Annotated in this window: 21 protein-coding genes, 1 pseudogene and 1 other annotated feature; of the genes and pseudogenes, 5 read left to right on the top strand and 17 right to left on the bottom strand. The window is 39.1% G+C overall.

Annotation, left to right across the window (positions count from 1 at the left end; genetic code table 11):
* Positions 1-62: 62 nt before the first annotated feature.
* The 8 genes and pseudogenes from NSQ94_RS04890 to tyrS form a co-directional block, all read right to left on the bottom strand.
* Positions 63-410 carry a hypothetical protein gene (locus NSQ94_RS04890; protein WP_063387355.1) on the bottom strand — a complete coding sequence of 116 codons (348 nt, stop codon included), beginning with the start codon at positions 408-410 and terminating at the stop codon, positions 63-65.
* A 39-nt stretch (positions 411-449) separates the two neighbouring features.
* Positions 450-1391 (bottom strand): annotated as a pseudogene (locus NSQ94_RS04885) (RHS repeat-associated core domain-containing protein); the annotation flags it as partial.
* A gap of 59 nt (positions 1392-1450) precedes the next feature.
* On the bottom strand, positions 1451-1801 hold the full coding sequence (locus NSQ94_RS04880; protein ID WP_242513834.1) for a hypothetical protein: 351 nt from the start codon (positions 1799-1801) through the stop codon (positions 1451-1453).
* A gap of 144 nt (positions 1802-1945) precedes the next feature.
* Complete coding sequence (locus NSQ94_RS04875; RefSeq protein WP_066246758.1) at positions 1946-2182, bottom strand: hypothetical protein; 237 nt, start codon at positions 2180-2182, stop codon at positions 1946-1948.
* A 1282-nt stretch (positions 2183-3464) separates the two neighbouring features.
* A protein-coding gene (locus tag NSQ94_RS04870; protein ID WP_339230279.1) for an IS3 family transposase occupies positions 3465-4611 on the bottom strand; the annotation gives its coding sequence in 2 pieces (ribosomal slippage) (positions 3465-4340 and positions 4342-4611; 1146 coding nt in all).
* A 96-nt stretch (positions 4612-4707) separates the two neighbouring features.
* Positions 4708-4917 (bottom strand): hypothetical protein, encoded by a 210-nt coding sequence (locus NSQ94_RS04865; RefSeq protein ID WP_130157325.1) that lies wholly within the window; start codon positions 4915-4917, stop codon positions 4708-4710.
* A 490-nt stretch (positions 4918-5407) separates the two neighbouring features.
* Positions 5408-5788, bottom strand: coding sequence for a hypothetical protein (locus tag NSQ94_RS04860; RefSeq protein WP_066248873.1), 381 nt, complete (start codon positions 5786-5788; stop codon positions 5408-5410).
* Between the two features lie 285 nt (positions 5789-6073).
* Positions 6074-7336, bottom strand: coding sequence for a tyrosine--tRNA ligase (gene tyrS, locus NSQ94_RS04855; protein ID WP_066248876.1), 1263 nt, complete (start codon positions 7334-7336; stop codon positions 6074-6076).
* Positions 7337-7384: 48 nt separating this feature from the next.
* Positions 7385-7600 (bottom strand) — a binding site (T-box leader).
* A gap of 128 nt (positions 7601-7728) precedes the next feature.
* On the opposite strand from tyrS, the gene NSQ94_RS04850 reads away from it, so the two are divergent.
* Positions 7729-10518 carry a transglycosylase domain-containing protein gene (locus NSQ94_RS04850; protein WP_082829486.1) on the top strand — a complete coding sequence of 930 codons (2790 nt, stop codon included), beginning with the start codon at positions 7729-7731 and terminating at the stop codon, positions 10516-10518.
* Positions 10519-10646: 128 nt separating this feature from the next.
* Here the strand turns inward: NSQ94_RS04850 and NSQ94_RS04845 are convergent, their stop codons facing one another.
* The gene (locus tag NSQ94_RS04845; RefSeq protein WP_063387342.1) at positions 10647-11093 is read right to left on the bottom strand and encodes a GNAT family N-acetyltransferase; all 447 of its coding nucleotides are present in this window, start codon (positions 11091-11093) and stop codon (positions 10647-10649) included.
* Positions 11094-11199: 106 nt separating this feature from the next.
* A complete protein-coding gene (gene acsA / locus NSQ94_RS04840) occupies positions 11200-12915 on the bottom strand; it encodes an acetate--CoA ligase (protein WP_063387341.1) in 1716 nt (571 codons plus the stop codon).
* Positions 12916-13074: 159 nt separating this feature from the next.
* Here acsA and NSQ94_RS04835 point away from each other — a divergent pair, with 159 nt between their 5' ends.
* From NSQ94_RS04835 to NSQ94_RS04825, 3 genes are read left to right on the top strand one after another with little or no spacing between them, the layout of a single operon-like run.
* Entirely contained in the window at positions 13075-13707 is a 633-nt protein-coding gene (locus tag NSQ94_RS04835) for a GNAT family N-acetyltransferase (RefSeq protein WP_066248879.1), read from the top strand.
* Positions 13708-13741: 34 nt separating this feature from the next.
* On the top strand, positions 13742-14383 hold the full coding sequence (locus NSQ94_RS04830) for an acetoin utilization AcuB family protein (protein ID WP_063387339.1): 642 nt from the start codon (positions 13742-13744) through the stop codon (positions 14381-14383).
* 1 nt (position 14384) lies between these two features.
* Positions 14385-15581 (top strand): acetoin utilization protein AcuC, encoded by a 1197-nt coding sequence (locus NSQ94_RS04825; RefSeq protein ID WP_063387338.1) that lies wholly within the window; start codon positions 14385-14387, stop codon positions 15579-15581.
* 35 nt (positions 15582-15616) lie between these two features.
* Here NSQ94_RS04825 and ccpA read toward each other — a convergent pair whose 3' ends face one another.
* The 4 genes from ccpA to NSQ94_RS04805 all read right to left on the bottom strand — a co-directional run bounded on the left by ccpA (position 15617) and on the right by NSQ94_RS04805 (position 19321).
* Positions 15617-16621 carry a catabolite control protein A gene (gene ccpA, locus NSQ94_RS04820; RefSeq protein ID WP_066248881.1) on the bottom strand — a complete coding sequence of 335 codons (1005 nt, stop codon included), beginning with the start codon at positions 16619-16621 and terminating at the stop codon, positions 15617-15619.
* A 238-nt stretch (positions 16622-16859) separates the two neighbouring features.
* A complete protein-coding gene (locus tag NSQ94_RS04815; RefSeq protein ID WP_063387336.1) occupies positions 16860-17936 on the bottom strand; it encodes a bifunctional 3-deoxy-7-phosphoheptulonate synthase/chorismate mutase in 1077 nt (358 codons plus the stop codon).
* Between the two features lie 477 nt (positions 17937-18413).
* Positions 18414-18857, bottom strand: coding sequence for a YtxH domain-containing protein (locus NSQ94_RS04810; protein ID WP_063387335.1), 444 nt, complete (start codon positions 18855-18857; stop codon positions 18414-18416).
* A gap of 32 nt (positions 18858-18889) precedes the next feature.
* On the bottom strand, positions 18890-19321 hold the full coding sequence (locus tag NSQ94_RS04805) for a DUF948 domain-containing protein (RefSeq protein ID WP_063387334.1): 432 nt from the start codon (positions 19319-19321) through the stop codon (positions 18890-18892).
* A gap of 197 nt (positions 19322-19518) precedes the next feature.
* On the opposite strand from NSQ94_RS04805, the gene NSQ94_RS04800 reads away from it, so the two are divergent.
* The gene (locus tag NSQ94_RS04800) at positions 19519-20634 is read left to right on the top strand and encodes an aminopeptidase (RefSeq protein ID WP_066248885.1); all 1116 of its coding nucleotides are present in this window, start codon (positions 19519-19521) and stop codon (positions 20632-20634) included.
* 59 nt (positions 20635-20693) lie between these two features.
* Here NSQ94_RS04800 and murC read toward each other — a convergent pair whose 3' ends face one another.
* From murC to NSQ94_RS04785, 3 genes are all read right to left on the bottom strand, one after another.
* Positions 20694-21992, bottom strand: a complete 1299-nt coding sequence (gene murC, locus NSQ94_RS04795) for a UDP-N-acetylmuramate--L-alanine ligase (protein ID WP_063387332.1) — start codon at positions 21990-21992, stop codon at positions 20694-20696.
* A 203-nt stretch (positions 21993-22195) separates the two neighbouring features.
* Positions 22196-24724 carry a DNA translocase FtsK gene (locus NSQ94_RS04790; protein ID WP_339230276.1) on the bottom strand — a complete coding sequence of 843 codons (2529 nt, stop codon included), beginning with the start codon at positions 24722-24724 and terminating at the stop codon, positions 22196-22198.
* A gap of 153 nt (positions 24725-24877) precedes the next feature.
* Positions 24878-26137 carry a M48 family metallopeptidase gene (locus tag NSQ94_RS04785; RefSeq protein ID WP_339230274.1) on the bottom strand — a complete coding sequence of 420 codons (1260 nt, stop codon included), beginning with the start codon at positions 26135-26137 and terminating at the stop codon, positions 24878-24880.
* Between the last annotated feature and the right edge of the window lie 33 nt (positions 26138-26170).

Genomic DNA, 26170 nt, shown 5'->3' with positions numbered 1-26170 from the left:
AAAGGCAGATTTCCCCTAGCTAAGAAACCTGCCTTTCTCTCTTATAAAATTTCTTACATAGTCTATAACTTCTTATCTTTTTGAGGTGGATTTAAAAACATATCATCATCAATGCCATATCCTTCTGGAGCCCAATAAGTTTCAGGATAACCATATTCATTAAACAACTTCCTCAAATACCTTATCGTTTCACTCCATGTCAAAAAAGTAACAAAACTATAAGGTGGATCCCCTTCATTATTCCATACTGCCCAAGTTCTATTTGGCAATTCAGTAACATACCATCCCCCGTCTTCTGGAATATGAAACATAAAGAATGTATTATCACTAGCCTCAGACCATGTACGATAGCCAAGCTCTTTAGCAAACTGTTCATATTTGCTAAAGAAAATCTTTTTAAAAAAATTCATTTTTCCCTCCACATATAAACATTTTACAAAATATATAAGCTATTTTTTCCTGTTCTTCACTTTCCATATTGTAATCCTCCAGGCTTCTCCACTTCTATAAAATTTACCTTTAAAATGAGGATGATTTTTAGTAAACTTGTTACTTTGTAAATGATAACCATGGTTATTATGCGGAGGATGGAGTTCTATAGATCTATATTTCCTTTTACCTTTATTATTTTTAGTAGAATAAAGAACTCCCCAATATCCTTTACCCGAATCGTTTGCCCCCTTTATCCGTCCTATTTTGTAAATTTTAAAGCCTGTTTTCTTTATCTTTTGAAATATGTCTTTAAATAATTTAGCCCTGTGCCTATCCGGATCGACCAACATCACCAGGTCGTTGTTCGCATACGTATACCCGTTTTGCGTGAGGATGTCATCGTCATCCCTCGGGTCGGGATCTAAAGATAGGAACACGCCACGCTCTGGGTGAAAGTATCGGGCGATCAAGTAGTATAGACCCGTTTCGTTGTCATATTGGTATCCTGCATATCGGTATGGGTTTTCGTCGGCCAAGGAGCCGGATTGGGAAAGAATATTTCCCCATGTATCGTATTGATAGCGCACGGCAATGTTTCCTTGCGCATCTGTTAAAGTGATGACATCGCCATGCGCGTTGTAGTGGTAGAAGTAGGTGGCACTACCTTTTTTCATCGCCAACAGCTGGCCGTTTTCTCCGTATATATACGATCTTACCACATTTCCGCTCGCGTCGGTTTCATATAAGACGTTGAGGCTGTCGCCTTGGTAGTGGTAGTTCGTCACAACGCCACCCACGGTCTTTTGAATGCGGCGGCCGTCTTCGTCGTATTTGTAGGTGACAAACGGCGTGCTTTCGCCTTTTCGAGTGATAGCGACAAGCTGATCGGCTTCGTTCCATTCATATTGGTACTCACCGTCTTCGGTCCGGTTGCCCTTCGCATCGTACGTGATCGTTTCCCGGTCGGTGAAATAAAAACCTTGAAAGGCGCATAGCCAATCAAGGTTTTTTAACATTTTTAATCGCTATACTTGGTTATCCAATCCATAATGTCTTGATCTACATGTAGGTATTCATCCGGACCATCTTTTAAATCAACTCCGGAAACAATTTGTAAAAGTTCCCAAACAGTTTCATCTGATATATTTGGCTCATCCTGCATGACATATTCTGAAACCCAATCTGCTGTTTCCTCTCTTGTTAGCTTTCCTTGTAAAATCATTTTCAGTTTATCAACCACTTCCTCTTTTGTTGGTTGTCTCATTTTTTCACCACTTTCCAATATAGTTCCCATTCTTATCAAAACGATAGTGAACCTTGGCACCACCAGTAAATTTAGTATCAGGTCTAACCTGTCTAATTCTACCATTATGATCCACAGTCTCATGCCACGTTCTCTTTCGACACATACCTATTACCCTAATCGAAAAACCTCAAGAGAATTTGTCTTCTAAGGATTATTCACGATTATAAATCGTAAATCTGAGAATTTTCACCTTTTAAACAGACATACTTACATAAAACACCTTCCAATTTCGTCTATTAATCTCTCTAATTTTATCCCCAGCTCATTTGGTTCATCATCATTTAATCCTTTTTCCAAAAACTCTTCATTTACAATATCTCTCAATTCGTTACCTAAAGTTTCATTTATATTAATTTCATTATTTAAAACCCACAGAAGGTCGGGTCTACGGGATTCCAAGCATTCTCTTAATAAAAGTAACATATCTGCGCTTAGCTTTAACATTTACTTCCTCCTTATACCTTTTGAGCCCTTTGCGTAAGTAGTAATTATTTTTCCGTTCTTATTTAGAACTACAACCGCATTCTTACCCACATATTTCGTTCTTCCTCCTGACTGTTGAACCACTTTTTTTTGGGTTTCTAGTTGCATCTAGAATAGCTTTAGGAGCCACTCCTCTACCACCATCTCTTTGCATAGCCTGTGCTAAACCATGTTTAGTATATCTTGTTATTTTTCCAGCTACAGCCTTTCTAGTAACTTTAGCAAAATTTAGAGCCCGTCTAGCTTTATACACCCTATACGCAATTTTGGCACCTTTAAACGCCGCACCGCCAACCAGTCCCACGCCAACGGCAAAGGAACAATATTTGGTTAACAATAACGTTCTTCAAACATTCGCTGGAGGGCTTCATGAGCTTTGGCAAATCCTCGTAACTTTTTTGGTAATCGCTGTTTGAGTCCAGCCTTTCTGATACAACTCTCGAATCATAAAAAACTCCCCAATCTTCACATCGTTTCTCCCCTCATCCAAGATGTCGTTTTGAAACGATTATCTGTCATTTTTGGGGAATTTTAAACCGCTGTTATTGGGGATTTTATCCGTTGATGACATACTACAAATGCAAAGGTTCAAAAGATATAAGGAAGTAAATGTTAAAACTGGGTGCAGACATGTTGCTAAATGGGTTTTCCCTGTGCCGAGGAGCAGGCAGGATGACATTCTCGCAATTGCCAATGAAGCGCAGGCTGCACAGTTCCCTAGCATCCAACTGAGGAGCCAGATGGATCTTCTCATTCCACTAAAATATTCTTGGTTTAGGAAAGTCGCGCCACCTTTGCCTCTTCCCTCAATGCCAGCTGCTTGCATATGAATTCCCTGGGATATAAAACTGATCATCACGCTTTCAACTGCTAAATAAACAGTTAGGATAATGAACTGATGAACACCAAAATGATAAGTTATAAACCATATTATAAATGGTAAAATTGCTGCGAATAGATAAATATAAAATATATATAAATAGTAGGTTCTATTTTGAACGGACCGGGACAAAGCAATCAGGTACTTTGTAATGCACCCCTTTGTCAAGACACAAATTGATAATATTTAAGTTATCCATTCTCTCCTTTCGCTATGAATGTGGTGCGTGTGCAAAAAAGGCTTGACATGGAGCCTCTACGGGCACGATTTTTTGCGCTGGAGCGATGGACAGATAACATCGCATGGCTAAAACAGCCTATCATGCCCGTCTCTCCATATAAAGCCTCTCATCACGTTCGATGGTTAGGATGCTTGAACCATCTTAGGTTGCTTGTACACTGTTGCTGGCGTCAAATAGTCCAAGGATTGGTGAGGTCGGTCTGTATTATAGAACGTAACATAACGTCGAATGCCTTTTCGCAACTCTTTAGGATTCTCGAATTCATTGAGATAGATACATTCATACTTTAAAGCTCTAAAGAATCGTTCCGTACGACTATTGTCTGTTGCTCGTCCTTTGCCATCCATTGATACCTGGATGCCATACTCTTTCAACAGCCCGAGATAGTCAGCGTTTGTAAAATGGCTGCCCTGGTCACTATTGATGATGGCCGGCTTACCATGACGCAATGCCCGCTTCAGACAGTCGATGACAAATCCTTTCTCCAGCGTACTAGATAACTCGTAATCGATCACTTTGCGGCTGAACCAGTCGATGATGGTAAACAGGTACATAAAGCCCCGTCCCATACGAAGGTAGGTGATATCCACTCCCCATACATGGTTCGGACGGGTGATCTCCCATCCACGGAGCAGGTAAGGCCGGCAGTACTTGGCATGTAGCCTCTTACTAAGGTTGGGTTTTGGGTAAATAGCTTGTATACCCATAAGGCGCATGAGACGGCGTACGCGTTTATGATTCACATCAAATCCTTTCTCACGAAGTTTCGCAGTCATGCGCCTGTAGCCAAAGTAGGGATGAGCTGTATAAAGCATATCCATTTCGTGCATGAGCATGATGTTTTCTGAGCTTTCTGTTTGCCCCTTTGATTGGCGATACACGCTAGTACGATGAATACCTAATAACTGTGCCTGACGCTTGATGCTGATCGATGGGTGATTGAATTCGACCATAGCCTTTCGTTCGTCAACAGACTTATTTGAGCCCAGATTTTTTTTTCAGCCAGTCAACTTCAACCGTTAACTGACCTACCAATTTCTCTAAATTTTCTTGTTTGGCCTCATATTCTTTACGGATTTTATCCACTTCGCTTGAGCCTTTTTCAAAGACCATCGAGGATCGTTCTAGAAATTCTGCTTTCCAACGACTGACCATGACTGGGCTTAATTCATATTTGGCGGCTATTTCATTGACGGTTTGCTCTTCACGCAACACCTCAAGAACCACCTTAGCTTTAAATTCTGCGGTATATCGGTTTCTTTTTTTCATGGTATCATTATAACTTATTTATCACGCTCATGTGTCTCACCTTATGGGAGCATTATAGTTAGTGCCCCACACACTACCTTCTTTACTATATTTCTATTAAAGTGCTTTTGCTGCTGCTCTTTTACCCGATCTGGATAGTGCCAAAATTGTAGCACGATAAGACCAAACTGCTGCTGATGCAGCAGCTCCAAGTCCAGTTAGAGTCAGTAATAATGATGCGTAAGAAATCCAATCCAAATAATCCAGAATAACCCCTGCAGTGCTTAAACTAACACCTGTAAGTTGTCTAATCAAAACTTTTTCCATTATATTCAATTCATTCGTTATTCATTAATCTATAAATTATGTGGAGGCACTCAAAAATAAGATTCGGATCCGCTCAATTATATAAAATAGTTGAGCAGACCTAACGCAAATATAATGACATAAAGCAAGTCAGATTAATTACATTAATAAAATTAACTTATACAGTTGTCTGCTAGAATGCTATAGTATTACACTTACAAATCAGAATTACACAATTTATTTATTAAAATATTCCATCATAGCACTTTCAAAAATAATTATAATTATTTTTCCAAATATGTAAATATTTTTATTAAATAACAAATAATGTTTAAAAGTTTGTGTAAAGCATTTTGCTAGACCAAAAGAAAAAGATAGGTATTCTCTGATTTGGCCATAACACATTCCAAAATTTAATATGGACACAAAATCATAAGGTGACATTTACTGATCGTTTACATCATTTCGCATGGATTGTAACTTTATTTTGAAAAAGAAAACAAAACACTGTTTATATGGAAAGTAAATAAAGTTTCGTATCTTCTTCATAAATGTTGATGAAATAGAAATTTATCGATTTTAGATTAGGAGAAATTTCCTCAAATGGCTTCCCCTTCTTTTTCCTTATATGGATCGGCTCAAAATAAATCTTTTTGGTAAATGTGCCATCACCATTGTAAAAAACTTTTGTATTCTCTGTCCGTTCCTCAATGATTTCCCCTCGTTTAAGGTTAATTTTAGGGGTCGGGACTTTTGACGGTAAATGACTTTCAGTAGAGTTGTTGTCTTTAGAATGAATGGTTTCTGCGAAAACGTCTAAAGGAACGGATGAGAAAAATAACAGATTTACAATTGCCCATATCAACCATTTTTTTAAACGACTAATTTTCATATAATTCCTCCTTTTCAATAATTTGTTAAATTGATTATACTTTATAAAAACTAGATTTAGGTACATTTTTTGACATACAAAATTCTGTATTTTTCGACAATTTTCGCTTCTTTTGTACGAAAAAACCCCCCTTCAATGAATAAATTAATCCATTCAATTGAAGGGGGGATGCTTTTGACCTATTTAATAGAATACGGGTATGAGCGGTGGTCGTTTAGAATCACTCGCCCGTATATTTTCCAATTGATTTTAATAGGCCCCTAAAGTGTGAGCAGAGGCATATGATTATTTGAAATGAATTAAGAAATATTTCTTTTTGCCCCGGCGGATCACAGCAAATTGACCTTCGATGGTGTCTTTTTCAGACACAATATAATCAAGCTCCTGCACCCGTTCGCCGTTAATGTAAATCGCACCGTTTCCGATGTCTTCTCTTGCCTGCCGTTTCGATGGAGAAATTTTCGCCTGAACCAATAAATCGACTAATCCGATTTCATTTTCGGTCGTTTCATACGAAGGCACATCTTTAAAGCCTTGTTTTATTTCTTCTGCTGTTAAAGCTTTTATATTGCCGCTGAACAGCGCTTCGGAAATTTTGACTGCCTGTTTGAGTGCTTCTTCGCCATGGACAAGTTTTGTCACTTCTTCCGCTAACGCTTTTTGCGCAGACCGTTTTTCAGGAGCATTTTTCACTTCTTCTGCCAATTGTTCAATTTCTTCTTTTGATAAGAAAGTAAAATATTTTAAATATTTGATGACATCCCGGTCATCGGTATTGATCCAAAATTGATAAAATTCGTAAGGCGATGTTTTTTCTTTATCGAGCCAGATGGCTCCTCCTTCCGTTTTGCCGAATTTTGTGCCGTCGGCTTTCGTGACGAGCTGGAGTGTAAGACCGTATGCTTTCGCATTTTCTTCCGTTTTTCGAATTAGTTCAAGTCCTGACGTAATATTTCCCCATTGGTCGCTTCCGCCGATTTGCAAGCGGCAATCATAGGTTTGGTACAGCTTTAAAAAATCGTACGATTGCAAAATCATGTAGCTGAATTCCGTAAAGGAAATGCCCGTTTCAATTCTTGACTGCACGGTTTCTTTCGCCAGCATATAGTTTATGCCAAAGCTTTTGCCGATATCGCGCAAAAATGTGATGACATCCAATGGCCCGATCCAATCGTAGTTGTTGGCCAAAATGGCCGGATTCCCTTCTTTTTCAAAATCCAAAAAGCGGGAAAGCTGTTCCTTAATGCGTTCTGACCACTGCTTCACCGTTTCTTTTTCATTTAATGTTCTTTCCTGTTTTTTTCCGCTTGGATCGCCGATCAAGCCTGTTGCGCCGCCAACAAGAGCAATCGGTTGATGACCTGCCTCTTGAAATCTTTTTAACGTTAAAATCGGCAGCAAATGCCCGATATGAAGGCTGTCTGCCGTCGGGTCAAAACCGCAGTACAGCTTCACCTGTTCCTCTGACAACAATTTATCTAATCCTTCTTCATCCGTTACTTGATTAATGAGTCCGCGATATTTTAAATCTTCTAGCAAAGCATTCATCAAACCCACTCCTTTTCAAATTTTATCCAAATAAAAAACGCCCCTTCATGAAGGGACGTATAATTACGCGGTACCACCCTGCTTAAGAACATTTGCATGTCCTTCACTCATTCTGATAACGGCTAAAACCGTCCTTTGCTACTTCACTTTCACAAAGAATGCTCATGGAGGTAATTCACAAAGCATTTATGTGCTGATTCGCACCGGCCATCAGCTCTCTGAAACAGGGAAATGCCTGCTACTTTCTCCAATCAACGCTCAAGTATTTTTTTCATTAATAAACATTTTTAGCATAATTGACATCCTTTGTCAACTAAGATTAGAACAGAGGGCGTCAACCGGAGAAAAAAATATGCTATAATAAACTAGATTTTGTAGAGGGATGATGAAAAATGGAGAAATGGTACGAATTTTTTAGGAAGGTAAGCTCCTTTTATCATAAGCACCAGCAAAAAATGGTCATTGCCTATAACGTAACATGGAACTTATTTCTTTTACTATTAGTTATCGGTTTAATAGGCTTCTCCTTTATCGGAGGATTAGGAGCTGGTTATTTTGCATCGCTTGTAAAAGATGAGCCGATCCGTTCCGAAAAAGAATTGGAAAAAGACATTTACGATTATTCTGAAACAACGAAAGTGTACTTTGCAGACAATGTCTATTTAGGGAAAATTCGCACAGATCTTGAACGTGAAAAAATCAAAATTGATCAAATTTCCGAGCATTTAAAACATGCAATTGTTGCAGTGGAGGACGAATATTTTTACGAGCATAAAGGGATTGTCCCAAAGGCGATCATGCGGGCGATTTTCCAGGAGTTCTCAAACTCTTCTGTCAGAACCGGCGGAAGCACCCTCACACAGCAATTAATTAAAAACCAAATATTGACCAACGAAGTGTCATTTGAAAGAAAAGCAAAAGAAATCCTGCTAGCATTGAGATTAGAAAAATATTTTACGAAAGATCAAATATTAGAAGCCTATTTAAATGTATCATCATTTGGACGAAACAGCTCCGGAAGAAACATTGCAGGCGTGCAGGCTGCAGCGCAGGGGATTTTTGGCATAGATGCGAAAGACTTATCGATACCGCAGGCAGCTTTTATCGCTGGTCTCCCTCAAAATCCTTTTGCTTATACACCGTTCACAAAGGACGGAGAAGTAAAAGAAGATTTACAGCCTGGTATAAACCGAATGAAAACCGTCCTAAGAAAAATGTTTGCAGAAGGATATATTACAAAAAAAGAATATGAAGAAGCACTTAAGTTTGATTTAAAGGCTCATTTAGCCAAAAAGAAAAAACCTGATATTGAGCAATATCCTTGGATTATATACGAAGTTGAAAAAAGAGTGAAGGATATACTGGCTGAGCAGCTGGCGAAAAAAGACGGTCACAAGCTGGAGGATCTCCGAAAAAATAATAAAGAGTTGTTTAATCGATACATGGCGCTGGCCGATCAAGACATGAGACAAAACGGCTACAACATTCATACGACCATTAACAAGAAAATTTATGACAAAATGCAAGAGGTTGTCAAAAACTACGAGTATTACGGAAGTCCAAAGCTTGAAAAGAAAAAAGATCCTGAAACAGGCAAGACCGTAACCATCGAGGAACCGGTTGAAGTCGGCGCTGTTTTAATCGAAAACAAAACTGGAAAAATTATCTCCTTTGTTGGCGGCCGTGATCATAACAGGGAGCAGACAAACCATGCTACAAGAGCATTAAGACCAAACGGTTCAACAATGAAACCGCTCGCTGTCTATGCACCCGCGATGGAAATGGGCATCGTCCAGCCGGGAACTGTTGTGGCAGATCTTCCATTTTCAATCGGGAAATATCAGCCGAAAAACTACGGAGGCGGCTATCACGGATTAACAAGTATTCGAACAGCATTGAAACATTCATATAACATTCCGGCGGTAAAAACCTATGCAAAAATTATTTCGCAAAATCCGGTATCCTATTTAGAAAAAATGGGATTTAGTTCACTTGCTCAAGAAGATTACAGTTCATTCTCCCTCGCTCTTGGGGCAATGACTTACGGAGTAACCGTGGAGGAAAACGTAAACGCCTTCGCAACATTTGCCAATAACGGTGAATTTGTCGACGCCTACATGATTGAAAAAATTGAAACACAAGACGGAAAAGTTATATATCAACATAACAGCAAGAAAGAGAAGGTCTTTTCCCCTCAAACAGCCTATTTAATGATTGATATGATGCGGGATGTCATTCAAAGCGGAACGGCTTCCTCTTTAAAAAGGTATCTATCATTTCAATCTGATTGGGCTGGAAAAACAGGAACTGGGCAGGATTATCGGGATGCATGGTTTGTTGCTGTAAATCCTAATGTATCCTTCGGCACATGGATCGGTTATGACACGCCGAAAAGGCTGGAAACGACCTACAAAGGTTTGACCTACAGCAATAGAAATATATTGCTTTGGGCAAAATTAATGAACGCCGCATACAGCGTCAAACCTGACTTAATAGATCCTAACACTTCCTTTAAAATGCCTAAAGGAATTGTTTCAAGATCGTATTGCGCCCTCTCTGGGGATCTGCCTTCTGAATTATGTAAGAAAGCTGGACTCGTTCAAACTGACTTGTATAACGCTAAATTTCTGCCGAATAAAGTGGATAAAAGCTTGGCGTACGGCAAATTTGTTTTAGTAGACAACGTAGCCTATCAAGTGCCGGCAAATGCACCGGCTGAATTCGTCCAGGAAGGGCCTCTGCTGAAAAAAGAAGTATTGAATAATCTTGGGATTTCAGACGTGTCCCAATTGACTAAACTTCTTCCTAGCGGAGTTAATTTAGAGGCTTTGACGTTGACCGGCAATAGGGTTCTTCAGGATAATGGCAAAGCTCCTTCTAAAGTGCCCGCTGTAAAGCTTAGCGGAACAACATTATCCTGGAGCAAAAGCGGTGAATATGATGTTATCGGGTACAGGGTTTATGCAGCTCCATCTAATTCAAATAGTTTCAAAAAAATTGCCAGTATACCTGCAAAAAATAACTTAAGCATCTCAGTCGGAAAATCTCCTGCCTCCTATTACGTCGTTGCAGTTGATGTGGCAGGAAAAGCGTCTCCTCCTTCAGCCATTGTAAAAACGGCGCAATCTGGAAAAACAGAGCCGCAGCAAAAACCGAAGCAGACGGCAAATGCAAGACAATAGGCGAATGGAAAAGATGCATTAAACGATCAATAAAGTAGACGAAACAGAAAAAACAGCCCAGCAAAACTTGCTTTCACCCAATAAATATTTAAAAAGGACCGCACGTGGTCCTTTTTATCTTTTACTGGCTAGTGTGACGGCAGCTTTTTTAAGAAAACATAGCTTACTTTATTGTATCGCATTTTTTCTTCATAGAAGCGGTGTGCGTCAACGCGCTGCAAGCCGGAAGATAAAGAAACAATATTATAGCCATTTTCTACAGCATATTGATGAACATACGTTAAAAGCTTTTCACCGTATCCTTTTGATCGTTCTTCAGGCAATGTCACTAAATCACAAACCCAAATGAAACGCCCGTAGTATAAAGTGATCATTGGCATAAATCCGATGATGGCAACCATTTTATTATGATCGTAAAGAGCAACTAATTGATATCCTTCCTTTTGTTTAGCTTCAAGCACCAATTCAAGAAATGATTGTTCATCAAGATGAGTCCGCAAATGTTTCATCACTGAAAATCCTTCTAAAATTTCCTCTTTCGTTCGCAATTCTTTCAATAAAAGGGATGATTCCATAAGCTTCTCTCCTATTTCCAATTTTAGCGTTTATTTTATCAATCTATTATTAATGCCAATAACAAAGCCGCAAGCCTATTTACTAGACTTACGGCTTCTATTATTTTTAATCTTCCAACGTCGACAAGTCACCTGTTGGCAAGTTAAGCTCCCATGCTTTCAACACGCGGCGCATAATTTTCCCGCTTCGAGTTTTCGGCAGTTTTTCGCAAAATTCTATTTCCCGTGGCGCTGCATGTGCTGCCAGCCCTTTTTTAACAAACTGGCGAATATCCTCTTTCAAATCTTCTGATGCTTCATAGCCGCTGCGCAATGCAACGAACGCTTTAATAATTTCTCCTCGAACAGGGTCCGGCTTGCCGATAACTCCAGCTTCCGCTACGGCAGGATGTTCAACAAGCTTGCTTTCTACTTCGAACGGTCCGACCCGTTCGCCGGAAGTCATAATGACGTCATCAACCCGTCCCTGGAACCAAAAATATCCATCTTCATCCATATAAGCGGAGTCTCCAGATACATACCAGTCGCCGATAAAATAAGATTCATATTTTTCAGGATTATTCCAAATTGCTTGCATCATGGAAGGCCAGCCTTTTTTAATTGCTAGATTCCCCATTCGGTTTGGAGGCAATTCATTTCCATGATCGTCAATAATTGCTGCTTTTACGCCGGGGATCGGCTTGCCCATTGATCCAGGCCGGATATCCATACACGGATAGTTGCAAATAAGATGCCCGCCTGTTTCCGTCATCCACCAAGTATCATGAATGCGCTTATTAAATACTTTCATTCCCCAGCGAATAACTTCAGGATTTAAAGGTTCTCCGACACTTAAAATATGGCGCAGAGAGCTTAAATTATATTTTTTCACCAATTCGTCTCCTGCACTCATCAGCATCCGAAACGCTGTTGGAGCGCTGTACCAGACAGTGACACCGTATTTTTCGATTGTTTCATACCAATAATCAGGGCTGAATCTGCCTCCAACAATAACATTTGTAACACCTAGGAGCCACGGACCAAAAATACCGTAAACTGTTCCGGTCACCCATCCAGGGTCTGCCGTACACCAATAAATATCTTCTTCCTTCAAGTCAAGAACCCATTTTGCTGTTTGATAATGCTGAATCATCGCATTATGGACATGGAGAACGCCTTTCGGTTTTCCTGTTGATCCGGAAGTATAATGCAAAAGAAGTCCGTCTCTCCGATCCACCCATTCAATTTCCAAATCTTTGCTTGCATTTTCAAAATGAGCAAAGAAATCGATTATTTTTCCTTCTTCTTTTACATCTTCTCCAACAACCACCACATGTTTGAGCGCAGGCAATTCATCAATTGGAACTCTTGGCAGCAGCTCTTTTGTTGTTACAATCACTTTTGCTTCACTATCTTCCAAACGATCCTTTACCGCGCTCTCCATAAACGCTTCAAATAAAGGACCTACAATAGCTCCCAGTTTAATTGCGCCCAAAATGACAAAATAAAGCTCTGGACTTCTAGGCATAAATACGAAAACCCGATCACCTTTTTGAAGGTCGGTATGCTGTTTTAAAACATTCGCAGCTTTATTGGAGAGCTCTTTCATCTCTTCAAACGTATACTTTTCGTCACGATTCGCATCGCGATAATAAAGTGCGACTTTATTTTTTTTGGCCCCATCTGCATGACGGTCAATCGCCTCATAAGCCGCATTGATTTTCCCAGTTTTACTCCATGAAAAATTCTCCTCTACTTCTTTCCAGTCAAAGCTTGCATATGCTTCCTCATAGTTTGCTAAGTTGTGGTTTCCTTTTATTGCTGGTAGCGCTTCCACTTTCATCGAAGTACCCCCCTAAAAATTAGTATATTTGTTTATCATTATATAACTTTTTATTCCATTTCGCAATTTTGTAAAAATTTTTTACAAAACAAATCCGATTATGTTCGACAATTCCTGTATAATATGAATAGGTTATTAGATTGGTAGGCGGTGTAATGAATGGAACATAAAAAAACATATCATGCCAAAGAAATTGAAACTCCAAATGGAACGGTGATTGTCGAAGGGCCAATTCCCCCCGATAAACTGGCAGGCTATAAATTTCATGAGGATTTAACAGCTTTCCGTCCTGCACCAAGGCAGCACAAAGCGCTTGTAGAAATTGCCAAGCTTCCTGAAGGACGGATTATTATTGCCAGAAAAGACGAAACAATCATCGGGTATGTTACATTTTTATACCCTGATCCTCTAGAACGATGGTCTGAAGGAAAGATGGAAAATTTAATTGAGCTAGGAGCCATTGAAGTGATTCCAGAATTTCGCGGATGTGAAATTGGAAAAAATTTATTGATTGTTTCGATGATGGATGATGCAATGGAAGATTACATCATTATTACAACGGAATATTATTGGCATTGGGATTTAAAGGGGACTGGCTTAAATGTTTGGGAGTATAGAAAAATGATGGAAAAAATGATGAATGCAGGCGGTCTTGAATGGTATGCAACAGATGATCCAGAAATTTGCTCTCATCCTGCAAACTGTCTAATGGTTCGTATTGGAAAAAGGGTAGATAACGAATCGATTCAGAAATTCGACCAATTAAGGTTTACAAACAGATTTTTGTATTAATCGCCATGCTATTCTTGGAAAGGGGATGGATAACATGATTATTGAAAAAATCATGCAAAAAAACGTACTCACGCTTTCTCCGGATCACTCGATCCAAGATGCTTTAAACTTAATTAAAAAAGCTAGAATCAAGCATATTCCGATCATCAGCGAAGAGAATACCCTTATTGGCATTATATCAGACAGAGATATTCGCGATGCTGCTCCCTCTATATTAAGTAAAAATGAAAAATTGGATGCGCTTTTAAACAAGCCAGTTAAAAACATTATGAAAACCGATGTCATAACCGGACACCCTCTTGATTTTGTTGAAGATGCTGCTACGATTTTTTATGAGCATAAAATCAGCTGCCTCCCCATTACTACAAATGGAAAGCTTGTCGGAATTATTACCAAAACAGATGTTTTGAATACGTTTGTAAAGTTGACTGGAGCCCATCAGCCCAGCTCCCGAATTGAAGTAAGAGTTCCCAATATAACCGGAATGCTTTCAGAAGTCGCAACAGTATTTCATAAAGGAAAAGTAAACATTTCCAGCGTTTTTGTGTATCCGGAAGAAAACGAAAAATTCAAAACACTAGTTTTTCGGGTGCAGACGATGAATCCAATGGGGCTTATTACTGAGCTTGAGAAAAAAGGTTATACCGTTGTATGGCCTCATATGATGGGGGAATAACATGAAAGACAGCGTGTTTATTTATTCCCCTTTATTTTTAAATTATAAATTTAGTAATAAGCACCCATTCAACCAGCTGCGAGTAGAATTAACAGTTGATTTGCTAAAAAAATTGAAAGCGCTTGAAGATGATGAAATAGTTGAACCAAGATTTGCAACAGATGAGGAGCTGGAGCTTATTCATGATGCCGGCTATATTCGTGCAGTAAAACAGGCAGGGGAAGGAAAGCTGTCTGAGCATGAAGCTTTAAACTACGGACTTGGTACGGAAGATACACCTATTTTTCAAAACATGCATCAGGCCAGTTCTCTTATTGTTGGCGCGACATTAACAGCAGTTGATCATGTCATGATGGAAAAATCGAAGCATGCTTTAAATTTAGGCGGAGGTCTTCATCACGGCTTCAGGGGGAAAGCGTCTGGATTTTGTATATATAATGACAGCGCAGTGGCGATTAAATATATTATCGAAAAATATGGGGCAAGGGTGCTGTACATTGACACGGATGCGCATCACGGAGATGGTGTTCAATGGTCGTTTTACGATGAGCCAAACGTTTGCACACTATCTATTCATGAAACTGGGCGATATTTATTTCCTGGGACAGGAACAGTTCATGAGCGGGGACAAGGTTCTGGATACGGTTTTGCCTTTAATATTCCGTTAGATGCATTTACCGAAGATGAATCATGGCTAAAAGTTTACAAAGAGGCCGTTACAGAAGTTGCAGAGTACTTTAAGCCTGATGTCATCGTCACTCAAAACGGAGCTGATGCCCACTATTTTGATCCACTAACTCATCTTCACGCCAGCATCAATATTTACCGGGAAATTCCGAAGCTTGCACATGAAATTGCCCATAGCTACTGCGATGGAAAATGGATAGCTGTCGGCGGAGGAGGCTACGATATTTGGCGGGTTGTTCCAAGAGCTTGGTCGCTCATTTGGCTGGAGATGAAAAATTTAAGCTGCAAAGCACAAGGGGCTCTTCCGAAAGAATGGCTGGAAAAATGGCAAGAGAAATCTCCCGTTGAATTAATCCCAACATGGGAAGATCCCGATCCGTTATATCAACCGATTCCAAGGAAAAAAGAAATTGAAGAAAAAAACAATCACACTCTTGAATTGGCTCTGCAATTCATCCGGCAGCAAAGGGAATATAATGCAAAAAAAAATGTTAACGGCCAAACTTTTTAAAAAAGCTTGGCCGTTTTTTCTTCAGCTTAAAAAGATTATGATTTTGTCGATTGCCGAATTTCAATACGATGCGGGAGTTCAACAATATGATTATCTACTTCCTCTTTGTTCATCAATTTTGTTAACAGGCGCATCGCAACCGCACCGATATCGTAAGACGGTTGGACAACGGTTGTTAATCGCGGACGAACCATAGTCGCCAAACGAGTATTGTCAAAGCCGATGACATCAAAATCTTTCGGAATTTCATAGCCTTTATCTTGAGCGGCATGAATCACGCCCAATGCCATTTCGTCCGTTCCAACAAAGATTGCAGTCGGTTTTGGCGACAGCTCCAACACTTTGTCAAATGCTTCAATCCCGGATTCGTAGGAATAATCTCCTTCTACTACAAATTGTTCATCGTATTTGATCCCTGCCTCTTCAAGTGCACGTATGTATCCTTTAAGTTTTTTCACTTTATTCACAGGCTCTTCCATCGGCCCGGATACATAGGCAATATGTTTGTGTCCTTTATCGATTAAAAACTTAACCGCATCATAGGCTGCCTGTTCATAATTGATATTAACAGAAGGCAGTTCATTGTTCTCATCAAAAGTTGATGCAAGCACAATAGGAACCGGTGAACGTTTAAATTCTTCCACATGCTCCTCTGTAATATTGCCGCTCATAAATACAATTCCATCCACTTGTTTCCCTAAAAGGGTGTTAAGCAAATGCAATTCTTTTTCTTTATTTTGGTCAGAATTGCTTAAAATAATATTATATTTATACATCGTTGCGATGTCTTCAATCCCGCGAGCCAATTCTGAATAAAATGTGCTTGATACATCCGGTATAACAACACCTACAGTCGTCGTCTTTTTGCTAGCCAGCCCTCTTGCGACCGCATTTGGCCGATAGCCGAGACGCTCAATCGCTTCCAATACTTTCTTTCTAGTTGTCGGCTTTACATTCGGGTTGCCGTTTACAACTCGTGAAACTGTCGCCATTGAAACGTTCGCTTCACGTGCAACATCATATATCGTCACATTATTCATGATCAACACTCCTCATCTAAATGATCTATATCAAATAAGTACAGTCTCTTCCGTATAACTCTTATCATACGATACAAAGCATTCGTCCGCAATGTGCTTGGCGTGTTTTCTTATATTTTTACCTTTTTCGTTAAAAAAATATGTTCATTAAAGTATATCCTTCATTAAATAATGTAAACGATCTACGCAAAAAAAGGAACCTTAAAAGGCTCCTTTTTTAAAAATAGACGATATTCAATTAGGCATTTACTTTCGCTAATGGTCTTAATTCAGAAATAAACTGATTGAATTGCTCAATATTCATTTGCTGCGCAGAATCTGACAAAGCTACTTCCGGATCCGGATGAACTTCAGCCATAATACCGTCTGCCCCAATAGCAAGAGCAGCTTTTGCAGCAGGAATTAGAAGGTCTTTCCGGCCTGTTGAATGAGTGACATCAACTAATACAGGCAAATGTGTTTCCTGTTTTAAAATCGGAACTGCTGTAATGTCCAGCGTGTTTCTTGTAGCGCGTTCATACGTGCGAATTCCGCGTTCACAAAGAATGATTTGATCGTTACCTCGAGAAATAATGTATTCCGCAGCATTCATAAATTCTGATAACGTTGCAGAAAGACCGCGTTTTAACAATACAGGCTTGCGAACAGATCCTGCTGCTTTTAACAATTCAAAGTTTTGCATGTTCCGTGCCCCGATTTGGATGACATCGATGTAATCAAGGGCCACATCAATATCTTGAGGCGACACAATTTCACTAATAACTGCCATATCAAACTCATCAGCAATTCTTTTTAAAATTTTTAAGCCTTCAATACCTAAACCTTGGAAATCATATGGTGATGTTCTAGGTTTAAATGCACCGCCTCTTAGAAGCTTCAAGCCTTGTTTCTTCGCTGCTTCCGCAACAGCAGCTACTTGCTCATAGCTTTCTACCGCACAAGGACCGACAACAAAGTATTGGCTGCCATCCCCGATTTTTTCGCCTTTGACGTCAACGATTGTATTCTCTTTCTTTTTCTTTCTTGATACTAACAATGCTTTGCGATGATCGTCCTCTTGAAGCTCTAATGCCGCTTTAAATATTTCCTTAAAAATATGCTGTAAAGTGGAATCTTCAAATGGACCATTATTATGTTCTTTTATCAAATCGAGCATTTTTCGTTCACGGACAGGATCATATCGGTTAACTCCTTGCGCTTCTTTCGCTTTCCCAATTTCTTGAACAAGCTTGCCTCGCTCGTTAATTAATTTTAAAATTTGCAAATTGATTTCATCAACCCGTTCCCTAAGCGCTTCTAATTCTGTATTGCTCATTTTTTCCACCCTTTCACATCCGTCAAAATTTTAAGCATTTGATTTTAATTAGGGTTTATTATAAACCATATTCCTTGAAATGTCACTAAAAATTTCTTTATCGATTAAACGCTTTTAAGCGGTAAAGTGTTTATTTTTTTCAAAATATTTTCTTTAGTTCTTCACAAGTCATTTCCCAAAGATCATCATGCCAGATAAAATTATTATACAATATTTGGGGGATTTATGTTTATTTTATGTTATGTTTCAGTTATAGAATCGGACAATTCTTGTACATGTAAACTAAATGATTAGGGCTTTGGCAATCAGCAGCAAAAGCTTAAAATTCTTGAAAACCTTGCCGGCTGATGGACTTGTAACACTGTTTGAAAAATATTCCCCATGAAAATTTTCACGCTCTTTTCCTCTATTCGCTGCCTATTTTCCTGTAAACGAAAATCATCGGCTTGTTTGCCGATGATGATTGTCTTGCCAAACCTATGACTTTGTTTCTTTATTGTTTTCGCTTTGAAGCTCTTCATCTGAGGCTTGTGAAGTGTCAGTCAAATTTTCTGTTTTCTGACTTTGTTCGTCGTCAAGCTCGGTGTCAGCGGAATCTGAAGGATTTTCTTTTTCAGAAATTTCATTTTCATTGCTTCGTTCCTTTATTTTTTTTACCAAGCCCTCAGACTGCTCTTGGATTTTCTGTTGAATATTTTGTGATTTTTCTTTTGCCAAGCTGATAAACTGTACTCCTTTTTCATATGCTTCGCTTGTAATTTTTGATGTTTTTTCCTTCACTTTTCCCGCCTGATCATTAAAATTTTCGCGAAGCTCTTTTCCTGACTTTGGCGTAAGCAATAATGCGGAAGCTGCCCCAACAACAGCGCCTATAATAGAACCTATTATAAACCCTTTTTTATTCGTGCTTTTTTTTGACATGTTTGCGCCTCCTGTTTTTTAAGTAAAATTAATTAATCAGTTTGCTTCTTTGATCGTTTTCTCTGCTTTACTTTATCAATCAATTCCATCACAGCATTTGTCCACTGAATGGCTTGAGCAACTTTTTCTTCATTTTTTTCCAATTGTCCAGTTACACTCGCTGAAACTTTTTTCATAGACCGATTAAATTGTTGAATGGATGTTCCAATCTCTTTTACGGCATCCACCACTGAGTTGACCTTCTCAGATTTTTTCTGAATGTCTTCCGCCAATTGGTTTGTTTTATGAAGCAAATCTGTTGTTTCTTTTGTAATGCCCTCCACCTGCTTTTCAAGGCCCGCAAGCGTCCCGGCTACTTGATCGAGTGTAATGCGCAGAGATTTTAATGTTTTGGCTAAATAAACAACTAACACTGTAAAAGCTACGGCTATTAGCGCAATGCTTGCATATAATATGAATTCCAACTGCTGCACCTCCAAGTAAAACCAATAATACAATTCCCTAATTTTTCGGAATGCAAACATAAAATCTGCAATCATTTATCTATTCGACATTTTGTCAATTGAATCCTTTCGATCATGTCAAAAATAGAACAAGTTTTAAATCCAATCAGGAAACGCTACAATATTATTGTATAACGAAAAAAAAGGAGGCCGGCAAGTTGAAAGATCCAAGAATCGAAAAATTGGCAAAAATTTTAATTCATTATTCATGCCAACTGCAAAAAGGCGAAAAAGTGCTTATTGAAAACTTTGGTCTTGAGAAGGAGCTTGTGATTGCTCTCATCCGCGAGGCTTACAAAGCTGGCGGGCATCCGTTTGTTTCCATTAAAGATCATCAAATAAACCGAGCTTTATTGCTTGGAGGACAAGAAGAACAATTCGAAATGATGGCTGATTTCGAAGCAAATGTCATGAAAGAAATGGACGCATACATAGGCCTCAGATCAGGCAAAAACATTAATGAATTTGCTGACGTTCCAGAAGAAAAAATGAAGCTGGAAGGCAGAACAATCGGGCAAAAGGTGCATCGTGAAATCCGCGTTCCGAAAACAAAATGGGTGGTTCTCAGATACCCGAATGAATCCATGGCACAGCTTGCAAAAATGAGCACAGAAGCGTTTGAAGACTTTTATTTTAATGTCTGCACTCTTGATTACGAAAAAATGGATAAAGCGATGGATGCGCTTGTTGAACTGATGAACAAAACTGACAAAGTACATATTAAAGGTCCTGGCACTGATTTGACTTTTTCAATCAAAGATATTCCTGCGATTAAATGTGCAGGACGCATGAATATTCCTGACGGTGAAGTATTTACAGCGCCTGTTAAAAATTCTGTGAACGGTACCATTACGTTTAATACGCCTTCTCCGTACCAAGGATTTACATTTGAAAATGTTCGGTTAACATTTAAAGACGGAAAAATCATTGATGCGTCAGCTAATGATACAAAACGATTAAACAGCATTTTGGATACAGATGAAGGAGCAAGATATATCGGTGAATTCGCCATCGGTGTCAATCCATACATCCTTCACCCGATGCAGGACATTCTGTTTGACGAAAAAATCGCTGGAAGCTTCCACTTTACGCCAGGGCAATGCTACGATGAAGCGTATAATGGCAACCATTCCAATATCCACTGGGATTTGGTCGTCATTCAGCGTCCGGAATATGGAGGCGGAGAAATTTATTTTGACGACGTATTGATCCGAAAAGACGGACTGTTTGTCATTCCGGAATTGGAGCAGCTAAATCCTGAGAATTTAAAATAGTGCATTCTTCGCTATAAAAACAAAACGACTGTAACATTTTTTGTTACAGTCGTTTTGTTTTAAACACACAGCTTTTCATAGGCATCTTGATATTTTTGAATATCTCCTGCACCCATGAATAAAATAACGCTGCTTTCATGTTTTTTCAAAACTTTAATGTTCGTCTCATCGATTAACTCTGAATGTTCAATTTGCGCCTGCAAATCTTTAATCGTGAGGTTCCCTATGTTTTCACGGGCAGAGCCAAAAATTTCGCATAAGTATACTTTGTCGGCGCTTTTTAAACTATCCGCAAACTCATTAAGAAATGACTGTGTTCTTGAAAAGGTATGAGGCTGAAAAACAGCAACAATTTCCCGGTCAGGATATTTTTGCCGCGCAGCTTCAATTGTTGCTTTTATTTCCGTAGGATGATGGGCGTAATCGTCAATCAGCACTTGTCCTCCGAAATTTTTGGCGCTGAATCTTCTTTTTACGCCTTTAAACGTTTTGACGCGCTCCTGAATAACATCAATTCCAATATTTTCGTATTGGCATAACGTAATAACCGCCAGCGCATTTAGAACGTTGTGATCCCCGAATGCAGGAATTTCAAACGTGCCGTAAAACGTATTCCGAATATATACATCAAATACAGTTCCCGTTGTGCTTTTCACCACATTTCTCGCTTGAAAATCGTTTTCCTCATGAAAACCGTAATATAATACCGGAACTTTCGCTTGTATTTCCTGTAAACGCTCATCATCTCCGCAAGCGATAATTCCTTTTTTCACTTGTAAAGCCATTTGCTGAAAGGCTGAAAAAACATCATCCAGATCACGATAATAATCAGGGTGGTCAAAATCAATGTTCGTCATAATCGCATAATCCGGATGATAGGATAGAAAATGGCGCCGGTATTCACATGCTTCAAAGACAAAATATTTGCTGTTTTGAACTCCTTTTCCCGTTCCGTCTCCAATCAAGTATGAGGTAGGAAAAGCACCTTGCATAACATGAGACAGTAAACCGGTTGTAGATGTTTTACCGTGCACGCCAGTTACCGCTATGCTTGTGAATTTGTTCATCAATTCCCCTAAAAATTTGTGATAGCGGTAAACCGGCAATTGAAGTCTCTTTGCTTCTTCAATCTCCTCGTGTGTATCTGGAAAAGCATTACCAGCTATTACAGTTAAACCAGGGTGAATGTTATTTTTCGAAAAAGGAAATATTTGAATTCCCCGTTCCTCCAAGCCTTTTTGTGTAAAAATATATTTTTCAATATCAGATCCTTGTACATTTTCATTCATATCATGAAGGATTTGAGCTAAAGCACTCATCCCTGTTCCTTTTATGCCAACAAAATGATAAGCAGTCATATAAGAACCTCCAACAATCGTCTATCTGTAAAATAATATATGACGAATGACTAGTTTTGCAACTATAATATTTATTTCCTGCAAGCTTCATAACGCAATATTGTATACTTTTAGTGTTTCCTAATTGAAAGCAACGTATATCGTTTTAAATCGGCATTGCCAAAATCAGCCCAACATTTTAATAATATCATGTTCAGTACATCTCAACTACTCTCTTTTATTGTTTTCAATTGTTCTTCTGACACTAGCACGTCTCGCGGCTTGCTTCCTTTCGGCGGGGAAATGATCCCTTGCTCCTCCATTAAATCAATCAATCTGGCCGCTCTATTATAACCGATTCGAAAACGGCGTTGAAGACTTGAAGCCGAAGCATGCCCCTGCTCTACAACAAACTCGCAGGCTTCATAAAAAAGATCATCTTCTTCTGCTTGGAAATTTGTTTTCGCAAGCAATTCCTCTTGTTTAAACAAATAATTGGGCGCCATCTGGTTTTTTACATGGTGAACGACGCGATCAATTTCATCATCAGAAACAAAAGTTCCTTGAACTCTTACCGGTTTTGCAGAACCGTTTTCTAAAAACAGCATGTCTCCTCTTCCTAGGAGTCTTTCTGCACCGGAAGTATCAAGAATCGTTCTTGAATCTATTTGCGATGATACGGAAAATGCTATTCTTGTAGGAATATTCGCCTTTATTAAACCGGTTATAACATCAACAGACGGTCTTTGTGTGGCAATTAATAAATGGATGCCGCAAGCTCTCGCTTTTTGGGCAATCCGGCAAATCGCCTCCTCCACATCGTTCGGCGAAACCATCATTAAATCAGCGAGCTCGTCAATCACAATCACGATGTACGGCAATCGTTTCTCCTTTTCCTTGTCGCCGACTCGTTCATTAAATTTCTCGATATCTCGAACGCCTACATGGGCAAATAATTCATACCTTCTTTCCATTTCATCTACCGCCCATTTCAGTGCAGCAGTAGCTGCTTTTACATCCGTAATAACAGGGCTGACGAGATGAGGTATGCGGTTATACGGTGCAAGCTCCACCATTTTTGGATCAATGAGGAGCATTTTCACATCATTTGGAGTTGCTTTATAGAGCAGGCTGACTAAAATCGTATTGATACAAACGCTTTTTCCTGACCCTGTAGCTCCCGCAATCAAACCATGCGGCATTTTTTTCAAATCCGTCACAATCGGCTCCCCTGAAATGCTGAGGCCCAGAGCAACCGTTAACGGAGAGCGGTTGGCTTGAAAAGCTTTCGACCGTAAAATCTCTCTTAAAAAAACCGTTTTGCTTTTCCGGTTTGGCACCTCAATCCCTATTGTGTTTTTCCCCGGTATCGGAGCCTCAATCCGGATGTCTTTTGCAGACAAGCTTAATTTAATATCGTCTATCAAGTTAGTTATCTTGCTCACTTTTACGCCGGGTTCAGGGTGAACCTCAAACCTCGTGACGGAAGGTCCTTGTGACACATTGACCACTTTTGCATTGACATGAAAATTTTGCAGCGTAAGATCGAGCAAATTCTTTTGCTTTTCTATCCACTGATCATCCGCTTCTTCCTCAAACGGCTGAACGTTCAGGAGGGTGAGCGGCGGAAACAAATAATTTTGCCGTTTTTCCTTTAATTCAAGCTTTCGTTTATCTTGTCCAAACATAATGACATTATATGGAATAATTGTCTTTTCGTTTTGATTTGATGAAAGCTTTCCTCTGGAAACAGGCTTTCGTCTGTCATCGGACTTTTTCTCTAAATGCTTTGGATCCGCTTCCTGTTTTAGGCTCGTCTCCTGTTTTGGACCTTCCTCCTGATTTAGATCTGTTCCTTGTTTTAGATCTGTCTCCTGTTTTAGATTCGTCCCCTGCTTTAGAACTGTCTCTTGTTTTAGATCCGTCTCCTGTTTTAGACCTGTCCACTGTTTTAGATTCGTCTCTTGCTTTGATCCCGTCTCCTGGTTTAGATCCGTCCACTGTTTTAGATTCGTTTCTTGCTTTGATTCCATCTCCTGGTTTAGATCCGTCCACTGTTTTAGATTCGTCTCTTGCTTTGATTCCATCTCCAGCTTTGAAGCCTCGACCGATTGAGCTTTCTCAGCTTCCCGCTGTTTATCCTCCGAAGGCGGTGCTGTTATTTCAAAATATGAATCCTCAGCTTCGTGATCTTGTGTTTTTGATATTTCTTTTTCATAATCGTTTTCATATTCTATCATTTCATTTATTTCTATTTCTTCTGCTGCAGCAAACTCCCTTTGCACTTCTTTTTGTTTTTCCAGATCATTGATGAAAATATCATGTACGTCTATGTCCGTCTGTTGCTGATATTGCTCTTCAATTTTTTTGAAAAATAAATCATCTCTATTCCTTGGTCCAAATCCAAAAATCGGTGAAGGGATTTCCGTTGGCTGAAAAGATTTTCTTTCCTTTTGTGCGCCTTGTGCACTATTCAGTCGAGACTGCTTGCGTTCAGAAGATGTTTTTGCTTTTGATTTTGCCGCATCCGCTGGGCGTCTCGTTTCTCGCAATGTTTCATCATCGGATATTAGCGGAAACCGAAAGTTTCCTTTCGGATATTGATATGTAACTCTAGCTTGCATCTCTAATCTATCGTCAGTTAATGATTGATCTTTTATTTTTTCAGTAGAATTGTTTTTATCTATCTTTCTTTCATATTCTTCTTCCTGATTATCGAAAAACAACCGCAACAGTTTTGACAACCAGCTCATCTATGATCACTCTTTCATTCATACTAATCTCATCCTATATTTTATCAATAAAAATACTTTTTGGAAGTTTAAAAAGCAATGACAAACATTAATATTATATTGCTAAAATCACAGATTTAAAAATAAATAAGACTCCCTGTATAAACAAGGAGTTTATTCTTTATTTTTTATATTTTCGATATACATAATTCGTTCAATCAGAGGCGGATGATCGTAACGTAAAAATTTCACTATTTTCGGCGGATTTATTTCGCTGCGGCTAAATTTCGCCAAATGTTGAAATGTTTTTACAGCCGCTTCCTCGTTTTTTGTCATTTCAATTGCATATAAATCCGCCTGTTTCTCTTGATACCTTGATACTATGCCGGATATAGGACTTGAAGCGAACGATAACATCCCCAGCAGCAAAAGAAATAGAGGAAGCGACGACAATTCACGTATAGATTGAATGTTCAGCCTTTTTCCCCATCGATTTGTACAAAAAATCATTAACCGATGAATGATATATAAACCTGCCAAGGAAAGAAGCAAATACCCGGCTATTCCGATATAGATGTGCTTCATCACATAATGTCCCATCTCATGAGCCATAATGAATAATATTTCATCTTCGCTTAATTTATTTAACGTCGTATCCCACAAAACGATTCTCGAATTTGATCCTATTCCTGTCACATAGGCGTTCAACGCATTTGTTTTGGAGGACATATCCACTTCATACACATGCTCCGCGGGAATATCTGCTTTGGAAGCTAGCTGTAAAATTTCTTCCTCCAGCTTTTTATTTTTCAACGGGTAAAAATCGTTGTACAGCGGATCAATGATTACCGGCTGAATAAACATTATAAACAATGTGAATGGTATCGATGCAAACCATGCCCAAAGCCACCAGCGCTTTTCAAATTTTCGAATAATGATGTATAGAAACGTGACGACAACCGCCATTAAAACATAATTCACAAGAAAATCGGTCACTTCATCCTTCAGCCACGAGTTCAACGTCTGGGTCGAGATTTGAAAATCCTTTGACAGTTTATAGTTCAGCCAGCTGACAGGTAATGTTAGTAAAGTGACAAGCAATGACAGCCAAAAATAGTATAAAGCTGTTTGGACTATAAAGAAACGGGATGCTGTTTCCGCCCATTGCTGAAATGTTTTTGAAATCCCAAAGCTTAGCACAATAAAAAAGATGATCCACTCTAACGGAATGGATATGAAAAATAACAAATTTTTCAATTGTGAATAATTTTCTGACAGCTGCAGCTCCTCTGTCGTTAAAAACGTTTTCGGATCAGCAGCAGTACCTTCAATTCCCTTCGGCAGCTCATAACCCGTCCAGAAGAATAAATAGAAGTATAAAATCAAACCGTAAACTGCATATAATAAAATGATCGTTAGAAGACTCTTTTTCAAGCCGAATACCCCCTTGAGCTTAACTCCCTCCTT

The sequence above is a fragment of the Aeribacillus sp. FSL K6-2833 genome, from assembly GCF_037965815.1.
In the GTDB taxonomy this organism is placed as follows: Bacteria; Bacillota; Bacilli; order Bacillales; family Aeribacillaceae; genus Aeribacillus; species Aeribacillus composti.
The sequence above is the reverse complement of the archived record's forward strand: the minus strand, read 5'-3'. Positions and strand labels throughout refer to the sequence as shown.

Excerpts from the sequence above, each read along its gene's own strand:
- NSQ94_RS04890 (WP_063387355.1), bottom strand. The coding sequence starts at position 410 with ATGAATTTTTTTAAAAAGATTTTCTTTAGCAAATATGAACAGTTTGCT.
- NSQ94_RS04880 (WP_242513834.1), bottom strand. The coding sequence starts at position 1,801 with ATGGTAGAATTAGACAGGTTAGACCTGATACTAAATTTACTGGTGGTG.
- NSQ94_RS04875 (WP_066246758.1), bottom strand. The coding sequence starts at position 2,182 with ATGTTAAAGCTAAGCGCAGATATGTTACTTTTATTAAGAGAATGCTTG.
- NSQ94_RS04865 (WP_130157325.1), bottom strand. The coding sequence starts at position 4,917 with ATGGAAAAAGTTTTGATTAGACAACTTACAGGTGTTAGTTTAAGCACT.
- NSQ94_RS04860 (WP_066248873.1), bottom strand. The coding sequence starts at position 5,788 with ATGAAAATTAGTCGTTTAAAAAAATGGTTGATATGGGCAATTGTAAAT.
- tyrS (WP_066248876.1), bottom strand. The coding sequence starts at position 7,336 with ATGAATGCTTTGCTAGAAGATTTAAAATATCGCGGACTCATTAATCAA.
- NSQ94_RS04850 (WP_082829486.1), top strand. The coding sequence starts at position 7,729 with ATGGAGAAATGGTACGAATTTTTTAGGAAGGTAAGCTCCTTTTATCAT.
- NSQ94_RS04845 (WP_063387342.1), bottom strand. The coding sequence starts at position 11,093 with ATGGAATCATCCCTTTTATTGAAAGAATTGCGAACGAAAGAGGAAATT.
- acsA (WP_063387341.1), bottom strand. The coding sequence starts at position 12,915 with ATGAAAGTGGAAGCGCTACCAGCAATAAAAGGAAACCACAACTTAGCA.
- NSQ94_RS04835 (WP_066248879.1), top strand. The coding sequence starts at position 13,075 with ATGGAACATAAAAAAACATATCATGCCAAAGAAATTGAAACTCCAAAT.
- NSQ94_RS04830 (WP_063387339.1), top strand. The coding sequence starts at position 13,742 with ATGATTATTGAAAAAATCATGCAAAAAAACGTACTCACGCTTTCTCCG.
- NSQ94_RS04825 (WP_063387338.1), top strand. The coding sequence starts at position 14,385 with ATGAAAGACAGCGTGTTTATTTATTCCCCTTTATTTTTAAATTATAAA.
- ccpA (WP_066248881.1), bottom strand. The coding sequence starts at position 16,621 with ATGAATAATGTGACGATATATGATGTTGCACGTGAAGCGAACGTTTCA.
- NSQ94_RS04815 (WP_063387336.1), bottom strand. The coding sequence starts at position 17,936 with ATGAGCAATACAGAATTAGAAGCGCTTAGGGAACGGGTTGATGAAATC.
- NSQ94_RS04810 (WP_063387335.1), bottom strand. The coding sequence starts at position 18,857 with ATGTCAAAAAAAAGCACGAATAAAAAAGGGTTTATAATAGGTTCTATT.
- murC (WP_063387332.1), bottom strand. The coding sequence starts at position 21,992 with ATGACTGCTTATCATTTTGTTGGCATAAAAGGAACAGGGATGAGTGCT.
- NSQ94_RS04790 (WP_339230276.1), bottom strand. The coding sequence starts at position 24,724 with ATGAGCTGGTTGTCAAAACTGTTGCGGTTGTTTTTCGATAATCAGGAA.